Consider the following 13,412-nt stretch of genomic DNA (forward strand, 5'->3'; position numbering starts at 1 on the left):
GGCCGTCCCGATTACCATGGGCGCAGTGCAGTTTCTCCCCGGACAACACCCGCCGTACGACCTGACCTACAACGACGTCTTCCTGGTTCCGAACCGCACCGATATCGCGTCCCGGTTCGACGTCGATCTCGCGACGGCCGATGGCTCGGGCACCACCATCCCGCTGGTCGTCGCCAATATGACCGCGGTCGCGGGCCGCCGCATGGCCGAGACCGTGGCCCGGCGCGGCGGCATCGTGGTGCTCCCGCAAGATCTGCCCAACAGCGCCGTCGCCGAGACCATCGCCTTCGTCAAAAGTCGGTCGCTGATCGCCGACACCCCGGTCACGCTCACCGCCGACCACTCCGTCTCCGATGCGCTGGCGCTGATCCACAAGCGCGCGCACGGCGCGGTCGTGGTGGTCGACAACGGCCGGCCGGTCGGGCTGGTCACCGAGGAAGCCTGTGCCGATGTCGATCGTTTCGCCCGGCTGCACGAGGTCGCCACCACCGATTTCGTCACCGTGCCGGCGACCGCCGAGGCGTCCTATATCTTCGACCGCCTCGAGGCAGCGCATTCCGGGCCCGCCGTACTCCTCGCGCCGGACGGCACCCTGGCCGGCGTGCTCACCCGCACCGGCGCGGTCCGGCACGGCATCTACACGCCGGCCGTCGACGACGAGGGCCGGTTGCGGATCGCGGCCGCCGTCGGGATCAACGGCGATGTGCCCGCCAAGGCCAAGGCGCTGGTCGACGCCGGCGCCGATGTCCTGGTGGTGGACACCGCGCACGGGCACCAGGTGAAGATGCTGGAAACCCTGAGCGCGATCCGGGACCTGGGTCTCGGTGTGCCGCTGGCCGCCGGGAACACGGTCTCGGCCGAGGGCACCCGGGATCTCGTCGCCGCCGGCGCCGATATCGTCAAGGTCGGTGTCGGGCCCGGCGCCATGTGCACCACCCGCATGATGACCGGAGTGGGCCGGCCCCAGTTCTCCGCGGTCGCCGAATGCGCGGCGGCGGCCGCCGACCTGGGCGCCCACGTATGGGCCGACGGCGGGGTCCGCCATCCCCGCGATGTCGCCCTGGCCCTCGCGGCGGGCGCGTCGAACGTCATGATCGGCTCCTGGTTCGCCGGAACCTACGAATCGCCCGGTGACCTGCGGGTCGATCGGGACGGCCGCCCGTACAAGGAAAGCTTCGGGATGGCCTCCAAACGCGCGGTCGCCGCACGGACCGCCGCCGATCGCGGCTACGACCGCGCCCGTAAGGCGCTGTTCGAGGAGGGCATCTCCAGCTCCCGGATGCTGCTGGATCCCGAGCGTCCCGGCGTCGAGGACCTCATCGACCACATCTGCTCCGGGGTGCGCAGCGCCTGCACCTACGCCGGCGCCCGTGATCTCGCGGAATTCCGTGAGCGCGCGGTGGTCGGGGTGCAGTCCTCCGCCGGGTTCGCCGAAGGCCGTCCGCTGCCGGGCGGGTGGTGACCCCGGCCACACCGCCGCGCGTCGCCGCCCACGCGACCGTGCGCCCGCGCGCACGGTCGCGGTAGCATGAGAACCGCCGGCGACCGTCGGCCGCAATCATCAGGACGAAAGGATCCAGTTGTCACCCGCGTCCGAGGGCGCCACTCAGGAGGGCTCATCTATCGAGCCGGGTGACAGACCCGGCGTCCTCCGCTGCACGACCCTCCCCGCTCCGGCCTTCTCCCTATCGCTGATATCGATGCCCGCCGGGGGGTGGTGAGATGGCCGTCGCACTCACCGTCCTCAGTCTCATCGGGTTCGTGGCACTCACCGCCGGCACCGCGTTGTTCGTGGCCGCCGAATTCTCCCTCACCGCCCTGGAACGCAGTACCGTCGAAGCGCACGCACGCGACGGCGATGTGCGGGCGCGGGCGGTCCGGCAGGCACACCGCACCCTCTCCTTCCAGCTGTCCGGCGCCCAGCTCGGTATCACCATCACCACCCTGATCACCGGTTATATCGCCGAACCCGTACTGGCGCGGTTGCTCGAACCGCTGTTCACCGTTCTCGGTGTCCCGGATTCCGCCGCCACCGGTATCGCCCTGATCCTGGCGCTGATCCTGGCGACCTCGCTGTCGATGATCTACGGCGAACTGGTCCCCAAGAACATCGCCATCGCCGCGCCGATGGCCACCGCGCGGGCCACCGCCGGACCGATGGTGGCGTTCTCGGCGGTGTTCAAACCGATGATCCAGTTCCTCAACGGCACCGCCAACTGGGCGGTCCGCCGGTTCGGGGTGGAACCCGCGGAGGAACTGCGCTCGGCACGGTCGCCGCAGGAACTCGGCTCGCTGGTGCGCACCTCGGCCCGGCACGGCGCCCTCGATCAGCGCACCGCGCAACTGCTGGACCGCTCGCTGCAGTTCGGCGAGCGCAGCGCCGAGGAGCTGATGACCCCGCGCGTGAAGATCGAAGCCCTGGACCGCACCGACACCATCGGTGATCTGCTCGCCGCGGCCGCCCGCACCGGCTACTCGCGGTTCCCGGTGATCGACGGCGACCTGGACAACACCCTGGGTGTCGTGCACGTCAAACAGGCGTTCACCCATCCGGCGCGCACCCGGGCCGGTGTGGGCCTCGCGCAGATCGCGCAGCCGGTGCAGGTGCTCCCGGCCAGCCTCGACGGTGACGAGGTGCTGGAACGGGTCCGGGCCGACGGTATGCAGGTCGCGCTGGTCGTCGACGAATACGGCGGCACCGCGGGCATGGTCACCATGGAGGACATCATCGAGGAGATCCTCGGCGATGTGCGCGACGAGCACGACGAGGAAGAACGCGAGGTGCGCCGGGTCTCCGACGGCTGGGACTGTTCGGGCCTGCTGCGCATCGACGAGGTGACCCGGGCGACCGGGTACATCGCCCCCGAGGGCGAGTACGAAACCCTGGGTGGCCTGGTGCTCACCCGGCTGGGCCGGATCCCGGTGGCCGGCGATACGGTGGTGCTACCGCAACGCGGCCACGAACGCCGCCACGGTGACGGGCAGGGCGGCTGGCTGGCCCGGGTGGAGCGGATGGACGGGCGCCGGATCGACCGGATCCGGCTGGTCCCCGCCGACGCCGAGGCCATCGACCGGCGCGAACAGCAGCCCACCGGCCGGGAGGTCCGCCATGGGTGACTTTTTCGGAGTGGCCCTGACCGTGGTCCTGCTGGCGGGTAACGCTTTCTTCGTCGCCGCCGAGTTCGCGCTCATCTCCGCCCGCCGCGACCGGCTCGAGGCGCTGGCCGCGCAGGGTAAACGCAACGCCGACATCGTGATCCGGGCCGGGCAGAATCTATCGATGATGCTGGCCGCCGCGCAGCTGGGCATCACCATCTGCTCGATCCTGCTGGGCCGGGTCGGCGAACCGGCGGTGGCCCATCTGCTGGAGCGTCCGTTCGAATTGGCCGGGCTGCCCGAAGCGCTGCTGCATCCGGTGTCGTTCGTGCTGGCGCTGGCCATCGTGGTGATCCTGCATATTCTGCTGGGTGAGATGATCCCGAAGAACATCGCGCTCGCCGGCCCCGAACGCAGTGCGCTGCTGCTGGTGCCGCTGCACCTGGCGTGGTTGCGGATCGCCCGGCCGCTCATCGCGGTCTACAACTTCGCGGCCAATCTGTCGCTGCGGATGCTGCGTATCGAACCCAAGGACGAACTCGAGGCCACGGTTTCGAGCGACGAACTGGCCGAGATGATCGGTGAATCCCGGTCCGAGGGCCTGCTGGACGAGGAGGAACACCGCCGCCTCACCCAGGCGTTGGGCACCGGGGATCGATTCGTCGCCGAGGTCATGGTGCCGCTGACGCAGATGCGCACTATTCCGCTGCGCGCCCGCGGCACCACCCTCGGTGATATCGAGAACGCGGTCGCCGAAACCGGCTTCTCCCGGTACCCGGTCCGCGCCTCCGACGGTTCCCTGGTCGGATACCTGCACGTCAAGGATGTGCTGGACAAGGTCTCCGACGAAACCGCGGGCCCCGGCACCGAGATCCCGCGCACCGATATCCGGCCACTGCCCACCGTGCTGATGGGCACCACCCTCTACGAGGCGCTGGCCCGGCTGCGCCGTACCAGCAGCCATCTGGGACGGGTGGTGGACGCGCGGGGCAATACGGTCGGCATCGTGGCGCTCGAGGATCTCGTCGAGGAGTTCGTCGGTACCGTCCGCGACACCACGCACCGGGTCGCCGAATGACGGCTGCGGCCATCGGATCGGTGCTCGGCGCGGCGGAGTGGCGGATGCGCGCCGCGGCGCACCGCGATCGCCTCGACGCCCTGGCCGGCCCGTATCTGCGGGCGCGGGCCGCCGGGGCGAAACATCCGGTGCTCGATTTCCTGTTCACCTACTACGGCCACAAACCGGCCCGGCTGCGCCGCTGGCATCCCGGTTTCGGGGTGGCGCTGGCCGGGGCCGCCGAGTACGCCGGCCTGCGCGGATATCAGCGGATCGACGAGCCCGGCACGGACACCGAGCCGGTGGTGACGGTCGATCCGGAATTCCTGCGGTCCCGCGCCGGCACCCTCACCTATATCGCGGATCTGCTGCGCGCGACCGCGTCCCGGCCCGCTCAGCTGTCCTGTTTCGGCCTGCACGAATGGGCGATGGTGTACCGCACCGGGGAGGTCCGCCACGATTCGGTACCGCTGCGGCTCGGCGCGGCCGGTACCGACGTGGTGGTGGAATCGATGCCGGTGCGCTGCACCCATTTCGACGCGTTCCGGTTCTTCACCCCGGCCGCGGTCCCCCGCAACAACCGGCAGCTGACCCGCGACGACCAGGTCCACGCCGAGCAGCCGGGCTGTCTGCACGCCAATATGGATCTGTACAAGTGGGGTTTCAAAGCGACTCCGCTCCTTGCCTCGGATCTGCTCCTCGACTGTTTCGCACTGGCGCTGGACGCCCGCACCCTGGATATGCAGGCCAGCCCGTACGACCTTCGCGAACACGGATACGAGCCGGTGCGGATCGAAACCCCGGCCGGGCGGGCCGAATATGTGCGCCGCCAAGCCGAGATCGCAAACCGGGCGGGCCTACTGCGGAAGCGGTTGCTCGCAAGCCTGGATTCCCTGCTGGAACGAGTCGCCGAGTAGCGGGCCTGCCCGGACCCGCTATCAACGCCACCGCGCCGGTGGGCCGGCTCGGCAGCAGTTCGACCCGTGCGCGACCGGACGCTATCCGCCCTGATCCGCGTCCTGCTCTCCGGCCGGACCCGCCCCGCGCAGGGTCCCACCTCGAAAGCCGACCGGATCCGGCCGGTCAGCCGCTCTGTTCGGGTTTCCGGGCCAGCACCCGGAACACCACTCCCCCGCGACCGGTGCGGGCGAAATGTTCGAGGGTGAACCCGGCGGCGGTGAGGTAGCCGACCGGCTCCCGGGTGAGATGGTCCGCCGCGAGCCGCACCGCCAGTGGCTCGGCCAGGCGCATCAGCGCCGCCACCGGTCGCGCGCGGGCCGGGCCGTGCTCGACCGCCACGAACACCCCACCCGGGCGCAGCACCCGCCACGCGGCCGCCGCGGCCGCGCCCGGGTCGGGAATCGTGCAGAAGGTGTAGGTGGAGACCACCGTATCCACCGATTCGGCAGGCAGATCCAGCCGCTGGACGTCCCCGTGCCGCAACTCCACCGGCACCGATGCCGAACGGGCGCGCGCGAGGTCGAGCATCCGGTCGGACAGGTCGACCCCGATCACCCGCTCGACCCCGGCGGCGTAGAGCGGCAGGTTCAACCCGCTGCCCACTCCGATCTCCACCACCGTCCCGCGGGCCCGTTCGATCGCCCATCGGCGCGCGTCGCCGAGCAGTACGCGTTCGGACCATCCGATCTGGCGGTCGTACCCGTCGGCGATACGGTCGAAGATCTGTTCCACACGGTCCGATTCACCGCGGGCTGTGTTGCCGGACATGTATTCAGCAAACCAGCCCGGCCCGCGTCGGTACATCAGGGAAACCCCCGAATCCGGCACAGCCGTCGCGAAACCGGCGGGCGGCATCGATAGGATTACCGGCGAGGGGCTTGCGGGGAGGATGGTCGTGCAACGTTCACTCACCGACACCGTCGACTCCAACAAGCTCGCCATCTCACTGATCGGGCTGGTAATGATCCTGTTCGCTGCGGTCCCGATCGGGTACCACGCGCTTTTCCTGGCGAATTCACAGATCGTGACAGGCACTGCGGTCGAATACGGCGGGGAACTCCGCGACAACACCAAGGGCAGTCGGCCGGCTGGCACCTCCACCGTCATCGAGTTCACCACCGCGGCGGGGGAAACACACCGATTCGATGGCGGCTCGACGGCCTCGGCACAATATACCGAACTCCGCGACCGTGTTCGGGTCCGCTACGACCCCGGCGACCCCGACCACGCGATGATCGACGACGACTTCCTCTTCGTCCGTCTCACCTACCTGTCACTGATCTTCGCCGCCCTCGGCTTTGCCGCCCTCCTGACCGTCGGGTGGGCGATGCTGGGATCCGGAGCCCGGGGGCCTGCCGGCCGATGAGCCCCGGCACCGGACGGTCCGGCTGCCCTGTACCCCGGTACAGGACGCAACCCCGAACTGCGGCGCCGGACGCGTGCGGCACGCAGCACGTGGCGCGGTCTTCGGTATTCGTCACCGAGAAGGCGAGGTTGCATGCCTCGGTGGCTCGAGGTTCTCTCGATAGCCCTCTGACCGGCGGTGTGATCCGGCGAATCCCGCCCGGCCGAAGGCCGCGCCGCAGCGCGCTCAGGCGCAGACGCGGTTCAGTTCGTCCGTGGCGGGGCCCAGGTCGGAGACAGTCTCATCGATCAAGGCATCGGCATAGCCGGTGATAGCTTCCCTCTCTTCTCCGACAGCCAGGGCTGCCACGCCCGACAGCCGGTCCGACAAGGCTCGCGTGGTGGCGTCATCCATCGTGCCGCCGCTGACGTCGATCGCGGCGTTGATCAGTTCGATGGCTTTTGCACAGCTGGGTGAATTCGCATGCGCGGGCACCGCGGGCAGGAGCTGCAGGACGGTAACCGTTGTTGCAGTCAACAGAGCAGCGGAGAAGAGCTTGATCACGGTGTCCTCGAGGGTTTTCGACAGGAATGGGGCTCGACCCGCTGGAGCCGACCACCCGATGCCACACCCTAGCCGACCATCGTCCGATACAGAAAAAGCACCGTTTGAAATCAGAGCCGGCCGCGTCCGCCTTCGCCACTTCTCGGCCAGGGCATGCAGCCCTTTCCTCGATGCGTGCCGGGGTCGGGCCTGTGTCGCAGGCCCCGGGGGTCGGTGCGGTGGTGATCTCCTCCGGAGGCAGCCCGGGTGCCTCGGATCGGCGGATCAGCCGAACTCGAGCGATAACGGCCGCGTCGGAGGGGCGATCGTTACCGGCGACCTGTTCGCCGGGACGTGAATGTCGTTTCAGTGGTGCGTCATTCGCTGTGAAAGGCTACCTTCATCGGCGACGAGTTGCTGTGGGTGTGTGCGTGTGAGCAGAGGTGAGTGTGGCCAGGATCAGAGTGCGTGACCGGTTGCGATTCTGGTTCGACCGGACGATGGATCGCGGGACTCCGGCATTGATCGGCTGGCTCGGTCTGGCGTCGGCGGTGCTGATCGCGGTGACCACGGCCCTGGCCGCGCTGCTGGCACCGGCCGATGTCGCGGGAGTCAAGGGCGGCTGGGTCGGTGTGGCGTGGATGAGTTTGCTGCGCACGCTCGACCCCGGGACCATGGGCAGTGACGACGCGACCGTGTTCAGCGTGCCATTCCTGGTGCTGATGCTGGTGGTGACACTCGGCGGAATCTTCATCGTCAGCTCGTTGATCGGTGTACTCGTGACCGGGATGGAACATCGGATCGCGGAACTGCGCAAGGGCCGGGCCCCGCTGATCGAGGCCGGACACACGGTCGTGCTCGGCTGGTCGGATCAGGTGTTCACCGTGCTGGCCGAGCTGGCCGCCGCGAACCAGCGATCTCGCCGCTCGAGCGTGGTGGTCCTGGCCGACCGGGACAAGGTCGACATGGAGGACCAGATCCGCGCCCGGGTCGGCAACACCGGCCGAACGCGGGTGACCTGCCGGTCGGGCAGCCCCCTCGAGCGCAGCGATCTGGAGCTGGTGAGCCTCGACACCGCCAAGTCGATCATCGTGCTGCCGCGGCCGGGTGACGATGCCGATATCGACGTGATCAAAGCCTTACTGCTGCTGAACAACCGGTCGTGGCCGGCCCGGCGACCACATATCGTCACCGCGGTGCGCCAGTCGGAGGACGTGGCCGCGGCCCGGTTGGCCACCGACCCGGACACATTGGTCATCGATGCCGAGGACATCACGGTGCGGATCGTGGTTCAGTCGCATCGCCAGTCGGGCCTGTCCACGGTGTGCACGGACCTGCTCGACTTCGCCGGCAACGGACTGTACCTGCGGGCAGAGCCCGCCCTGGCGGGCCGGACCTATGGCGAGGCGCTCAGTGCCTACAACACGAGCTGCCCGGTGGGACTGCGCCGCAGGGAAGGGACGGTGGCGGTGAACCCGCCCATGGACACGGTCATCGCCGAGGACGACCAGATCATCGTGATCGCCGAGGACGACCTCCTGGTGGAATTGGCGACCGAGGCGGTGCCCGTGGTCACCGAGGCCCTGGTGCAGGTCCCGGACGACGCCGCCGACCCTGTGCCCGACCGGACTCTGCTGATCGGGTGGAACTCGCGCGGCCCCCGCATTCTCGGTCTGCTCGACGAGTACGTCGCCCCCGGCTCGGTGCTCGACATCGCTGCCCCATACCCCCCGCCCGCGGAGGTCACCGACGGTCCGCGGATCAACTTGACTGTCGGCTACCGGCCCTGCGAGCCGACCAGCCGACGCTCGCTGGAAGCGCTGAGTCCGGGGAGCTACCAACACGTCGTCGTGCTCACCGACGACACACTCGACGAACACCATGCCGACGACCGCACCCTGGTGACCCTGTTGCACCTGCGTGACATCGAGGTCCGGCTCGGCGACCCGTACTCGATCGTCACCGAGATGAACGACGATGCCAACCGGGAGATCGCGCAGGTCACCAAGGCCGACGATTTCATCGTCAGCAGCAAGCTGATCAGCCTGCTGTTGACCCAGCTCGCCGAGAACCGCCACCTGCATGCGGTGTTCACCGATTTGTTCGATCCCAGCGGATCCGAGATCTACCTCAAACCCGCCCCGGATTACATCACCCCCGGCATGGAGATCAACTTCGCCACCGTCGTCCATGCGGCGCGGTTGCGCGGCGAGGCGGCAATCGGTTATCGGCTCCACCGTCACGCGGGCCGGCCGCCGGCCTACGGTGTCACCCTCAACCCACCCAAGGGCACCCCGATCACCTTGTCCGCGCTGGACAGCGTGATCGTGGTCGCCGAGGACTGACTTCGACGCCGGAATGCGGCGCTCGCACAGCAGCGCGGGGCGCATGAACTCCTACCCCACCGGCTCTTTCAGTCGATAGTTGCGGGTCCGGCACGGAACCGACCCGGATACCGGCGCACCGGCGGAGGCGACCTCACCGCCGAGGACCTTCGATGTGGGCCGCCGACGAACCGAGAGGTCACCAGGCGGTGCGTGGGTCATCCAGGCGGCCGGGGCGCACGCCACATGGGCCACAGGTCCGGTCCACCGCCGGGAACGGTGATGGTCGCGGTCACTTCGAAACCGAATCGTTCGTAGTAGGCGATATTCGCCTGTTTGCTGGATTCGAGGTAGGCCGGGATGCCCTCGCGGTCGCACTGTTTCAGCCGGGACCCCAGCAGTGCCTGCCCGAAACCGTGGCCGCGCCGCTCGGGATCGGTGCCGATGGTCGCGAGATACCAGTGCGGTTCGTCCGGATGCACCTCGGTCATGAGGTCCACCAGTTCCTTCCCCACGCGCAGCCGCCCGCCGAACGCCCGGGCGAGCTGCGGGAACATGCGGAGTTCACGCCAGGGGGACGGCTTCCATCTGCCGGGCGCATCCCACAGGGCGGCCCCGCCGATCGCGCCGGAGGGTGCCGACGCGATATCGACCGCACCGGTGGTGATGTGCTGATGCCGGGTCTGGGCGGCGAACAGGCGGGGCAGCCCGAGTGCCCGCCGGCGCGGATCCGGCCACAGCCATTCCATCACCGGATCGTCGTGGAAGGCGGCGGCCAGAGTGCGCGTCAGCGCGCCGATTTCGTCACGGCGCGCGGGGCGAACTTCGGGCGGGGTCGACATGACTGCGGTCCTCACTCTCGTGGCACAGAGTTACCGGAACCGAACGATAGCTCGCGACTCCGACAGCAGTGCGCCAGGGAGAGCCCATTTCACCGGGACACGGCTCACGCGGAACAGCGCCCCGGCCCCCAAACGCCTTCCACCGCTGCTCTCCCTGTTCGGAAGGGAGTTATCGGTCCGCGCCGCGGTGCACTCGGGAGGAACGGACCCGCCGAGTGCACCGCCGAAAGCGGCTGTCCGTCCGCTCGCGCATTTCGTGAAAACGCGGACCCCACCCGCCCCCGATCGCTACCATTACTGAACAAATTACGGGTTGTGTACCGAACCCTCCCGGATGACCGGGTCGGGCACTGTTGCCCGGGAAGCGTGAGGATGCAATGGGGCGTCCCTTCGGAAAGATCCGCCGGGCCAGAGCACTGGCCTTGGGGGCGGTGGGTGTGGTCGCCGCGGTCATGCTGCCGGGCAGCGCCTCGGCGGATCTGCAAACCGATATCCAGAGTCAGGTCCGGGAATTCCTCGATGTCGGCCGGACCTCGGTGCCTCGGGCCGAGTGCGGGCCGGGGTCGATGCCCGAGCCGGGTTTCCAGGGCGATGTGCCGGCAGCCGACCGCGAGAGCGGCCGTAGTACGCAGGGTTACCGGTGCAATATGTCGATAGTCGGCCAGTTCGCCGGGCGCGGCGCCGGGATCACCTCCACCAGCTTCGAGCACTGCGCCTATATGGGGACGTTCTTCCCCGGCAACCTGCTGCACCAGAACGGCGGGGTGCAGGTGCTCGATGTCTCCGATCCGGCGCATCCGCGACCGACGGCGACCCTGAACGAACCCGCCATGGTGGCCGGCACCTGGGAAAGCCTGAAGGTCAACCGGGAGCGGAAGCTACTGGTGGGTACCGGCGTTCCCCTGCTGGTCGGCGCCGGTTATCTGTCGGTCTACGATATTTCCGACTGCGCGCATCCGCGATTGCTCAATCCCGGTCCCGGCACGAATCTGGGTATGCCGCTGCCGATCACCACACACGAGGGCGGCTTCTCCCCCGACGGACGTACCTATTGGGCCTCCGGGATCACACCCGGATTCCTCAGCGCCGTGGATCTCACCGATCCGGCGAATCCGCGCGTCGTGTGGCAGGGGCTGACCGGGCTCACCGCGCACGGGTTCGGGGTGAGCCCGGACGGTAACCGCATGTACCTCTCGGCGCTCAGCGGGATCACCGTGCTCGATATCAGCGCGGTCCAGCGGCGCGACCCGAACCCGCAGGTCCATCACCTCGGGCGGATGTTCTGGTCGGACGGATGGGCCACTCAGCACAGCATTCCGGTCACCTACGGCGGCAGACCCCACGTCTACACCGTGGACGAAGGGGGCTCCGGAGGTGTGAAACTCATCGACATCTCCGATGACGCCGATCCGCGGGTCGTGGCGAAGATCAAACTAGAGATCAATCTGCCGCAACATCTGGACAGCAATATCGCCTCGTCCATGGGCGGTTCGATCTTCGCCTACGAATCGCACTACTGCGCGGCCGACCGGCCGGTGGATCCGACCGCCCTGGCCTGCGGCTGGATCTCCTCCGGTATAAGGGTTTTCGACATCCGCGACCCCCAGTCCATCCGGGAGATCGCCTACTTCAATCCACCCGCCCGCACCGGTCGCAACCTCGAACTCGTCGATTCGCCGCACGCACTGGCTTCGCTGCTGGGCATCCCGGCGATGACCGCGCCCAGCGCGGCCCGCGCGGTGCTCGAGGGTCAGTTCGATCCCTCGCAGGCGCTGAGTGCGCGGACCGGGAAACTCGCCTTCGGCGACGTCTCCACCGACTGGTGCCTGTCGCCGCCGGAGTGGCGCGGCAACGCACTGTATGTCACCTGCTCGGACAACGGTTTCATGGTGCTGCACGTGGACGAATCGGTGTATGCGCCCCCCGCGGACCAGCAGTCGGTCGTGGGTTCGTGATCACGCGGTCCCGGCCATCGCGTGATTCGAGCGGTCACCAGGAGACGACGAAGCGATACCACGAACCGTCGTACTGCCGATAGGTGTTTCACTACCCCGGCGCTCGGGCGGTGGCCGGAACGCGACGGAGCCCGGACGCGCACGGCGTCCGGGCTCCGTATCGGCAATCGCTACCGGGTCACAGGGGCGGGAAGCCCGCCGAGCCGGTGGACGCCCAAGTCCAGAAGTCCCCGATTCGCGTGATGATCAACGCGAAGATATCGATGACGGTACTACCCATTCGAACAATCCTCACTTCGGCTTGCAGATACGGCGGCCCAGAGTAGGCCGCGCGGCCGCGGGCGACAACCAGAGCCCCGCCCCGATGTCGCCACTGCGACAGGCGGCAGACTAGCGGTCCACCGGCATCCGCGGCCACTCCCGACCGCTGATAGCGAGGGTCGCGGGATCGGTGGTGAGGGTCGTGACCTCGTCGGATTCGTACTCCTGTTTCGCCGCGGCCGTGGAGCGGACCTCGAGTTCGGCCACGCCGACCAGGACGACGAGGCCCACCACCACCAGCGCGACGGTGGTGAGCAGCGGAGTGAGCAATTCCACCGGCGCGACACCCTCCGGCACCGCGGTGTGGTCACCGTGGTGGGCACTCATGGCGGCCATCCCGGTGTAGTGCATGCCACACACCGCGACACCCATGATCAGGCCCGCGCCGATGGTGTTGCCCCAGCCCTTCACGTGCAGCATGAACCACAGCGCGGCGGTCGCGGCGACCACCGCGATCAGGATGGACAGCAAGACCAGTCCGACGCTGTACTCCATCTCCGCACCGGAGTTCATCGCGGCCATGCCGAGGTAGTGCATCCCCACGACCCCGATGCCGGTGATCGCTCCGCCCAGCGGCAGGGCGATCACCTCCCGGTGACCGCGCACCACGATCGCCAGCCCGATCAGGACGACCACGATCGCGATTCCGGCGCTGAGCAGCGTCATCGGCATGTCGTAGCGGATGGTCATACCACCGATGGAGAAACCGAGCATCGCGGTGAAGTGCATGACCCAGATACCCGCCCCGCCGAGCGCGATGGCCGCCGCGATCAGCCAGCCGCCGGCCTGCTCCGATGACCGCGCGCGGACCGCGCACCGGAGACCGAGCACCGACCCGATGAACGACATGAAATAGGCGAGGACAGGTGTCACCCACCCATTGCTGAAGTGCTCGAGCTGCACGTGTAACTCCGATGTACTAGTCGATTTCCGAACTGCGGCCACCTGGACAGTAGTTCGACACACCCC

11 protein-coding genes are annotated in these 13,412 nt (G+C 68.4%); 7 read left to right on the plus strand and 4 right to left on the minus strand.

What is annotated here, in order from left to right; translation table 11 throughout:
* Positions 1-25: 25 nt before the first annotated feature.
* The 4 genes from AB0H42_RS11685 (at position 26) to AB0H42_RS11700 (ending at position 5,070) form a co-directional block, all read left to right on the plus strand.
* Positions 26-1,462, plus strand: a complete 1,437-nt coding sequence (locus AB0H42_RS11685; RefSeq protein ID WP_357053540.1) for a GuaB1 family IMP dehydrogenase-related protein — start codon at positions 26-28, stop codon at positions 1,460-1,462.
* Positions 1,463-1,722: 260 nt separating this feature from the next.
* Positions 1,723-3,117: a hemolysin family protein gene (locus tag AB0H42_RS11690; RefSeq protein WP_357053543.1), complete on the plus strand. Its 1,395-nt coding sequence runs from the start codon at positions 1,723-1,725 to the stop codon at positions 3,115-3,117.
* A complete protein-coding gene (locus AB0H42_RS11695) occupies positions 3,110-4,174 on the plus strand; it encodes a hemolysin family protein (RefSeq protein ID WP_357053546.1) in 1,065 nt (354 codons plus the stop codon). Before AB0H42_RS11690 ends, AB0H42_RS11695 begins: the two co-directional genes overlap by 8 nt.
* Entirely contained in the window at positions 4,171-5,070 is a 900-nt protein-coding gene (locus tag AB0H42_RS11700; protein ID WP_357053549.1) for a 3-methyladenine DNA glycosylase, read from the plus strand. Before AB0H42_RS11695 ends, AB0H42_RS11700 begins: the two co-directional genes overlap by 4 nt.
* 166 nt (positions 5,071-5,236) lie before the next feature.
* Here the strand turns inward: AB0H42_RS11700 and AB0H42_RS11705 are convergent, their stop codons facing one another.
* Positions 5,237-5,881: a methyltransferase domain-containing protein gene (locus tag AB0H42_RS11705; RefSeq protein WP_357053552.1), complete on the minus strand. Its 645-nt coding sequence runs from the start codon at positions 5,879-5,881 to the stop codon at positions 5,237-5,239.
* 127 nt (positions 5,882-6,008) lie between these two features.
* On the opposite strand from AB0H42_RS11705, the gene AB0H42_RS11710 reads away from it, so the two are divergent.
* A complete protein-coding gene (locus tag AB0H42_RS11710; protein ID WP_357053555.1) occupies positions 6,009-6,479 on the plus strand; it encodes a DUF3592 domain-containing protein in 471 nt (156 codons plus the stop codon).
* A 225-nt stretch (positions 6,480-6,704) separates the two neighbouring features.
* Here the strand turns inward: AB0H42_RS11710 and AB0H42_RS11715 are convergent, their stop codons facing one another.
* Complete coding sequence (locus AB0H42_RS11715; protein ID WP_357053558.1) at positions 6,705-7,022, minus strand: hypothetical protein; 318 nt, start codon at positions 7,020-7,022, stop codon at positions 6,705-6,707.
* A 428-nt stretch (positions 7,023-7,450) separates the two neighbouring features.
* On the opposite strand from AB0H42_RS11715, the gene AB0H42_RS11720 reads away from it, so the two are divergent.
* Complete coding sequence (locus AB0H42_RS11720) at positions 7,451-9,346, plus strand: hypothetical protein (RefSeq protein ID WP_357053561.1); 1,896 nt, start codon at positions 7,451-7,453, stop codon at positions 9,344-9,346.
* Positions 9,347-9,543: 197 nt separating this feature from the next.
* On the opposite strand, the gene AB0H42_RS11725 is transcribed toward AB0H42_RS11720, so the two are convergent.
* Positions 9,544-10,167 carry a GNAT family N-acetyltransferase gene (locus AB0H42_RS11725; RefSeq protein WP_357053564.1) on the minus strand — a complete coding sequence of 208 codons (624 nt, stop codon included), beginning with the start codon at positions 10,165-10,167 and terminating at the stop codon, positions 9,544-9,546.
* Positions 10,168-10,544: 377 nt separating this feature from the next.
* On the opposite strand from AB0H42_RS11725, the gene AB0H42_RS11730 reads away from it, so the two are divergent.
* Entirely contained in the window at positions 10,545-12,122 is a 1,578-nt protein-coding gene (locus AB0H42_RS11730; RefSeq protein ID WP_357053567.1) for a hypothetical protein, read from the plus strand.
* Between the two features lie 390 nt (positions 12,123-12,512).
* On the opposite strand, the gene AB0H42_RS11735 is transcribed toward AB0H42_RS11730, so the two are convergent.
* Positions 12,513-13,346: an MHYT domain-containing protein gene (locus AB0H42_RS11735; protein WP_357053570.1), complete on the minus strand. Its 834-nt coding sequence runs from the start codon at positions 13,344-13,346 to the stop codon at positions 12,513-12,515.
* Positions 13,347-13,412: the final 66 nt, after the last annotated feature.

Source organism: Nocardia sp. NPDC050799 (assembly GCF_040654015.1).
Classification (GTDB): domain Bacteria; phylum Actinomycetota; class Actinomycetes; order Mycobacteriales; family Mycobacteriaceae; genus Nocardia.

What these genes read in the sequence shown, in the direction of transcription:
- AB0H42_RS11690 (WP_357053543.1), top strand. Translation starts at nt 1,723, where the DNA reads ATGGCCGTCGCACTCACCGTCCTCAGTCTCATCGGGTTCGTGGCACTC.
- AB0H42_RS11695 (WP_357053546.1), top strand. Translation starts at nt 3,110, where the DNA reads ATGGGTGACTTTTTCGGAGTGGCCCTGACCGTGGTCCTGCTGGCGGGT.
- AB0H42_RS11700 (WP_357053549.1), top strand. Translation starts at nt 4,171, where the DNA reads ATGACGGCTGCGGCCATCGGATCGGTGCTCGGCGCGGCGGAGTGGCGG.
- AB0H42_RS11705 (WP_357053552.1), bottom strand. Translation starts at nt 5,881, where the DNA reads ATGTCCGGCAACACAGCCCGCGGTGAATCGGACCGTGTGGAACAGATC.
- AB0H42_RS11725 (WP_357053564.1), bottom strand. Translation starts at nt 10,167, where the DNA reads ATGTCGACCCCGCCCGAAGTTCGCCCCGCGCGCCGTGACGAAATCGGC.
- AB0H42_RS11730 (WP_357053567.1), top strand. Translation starts at nt 10,545, where the DNA reads ATGGGGCGTCCCTTCGGAAAGATCCGCCGGGCCAGAGCACTGGCCTTG.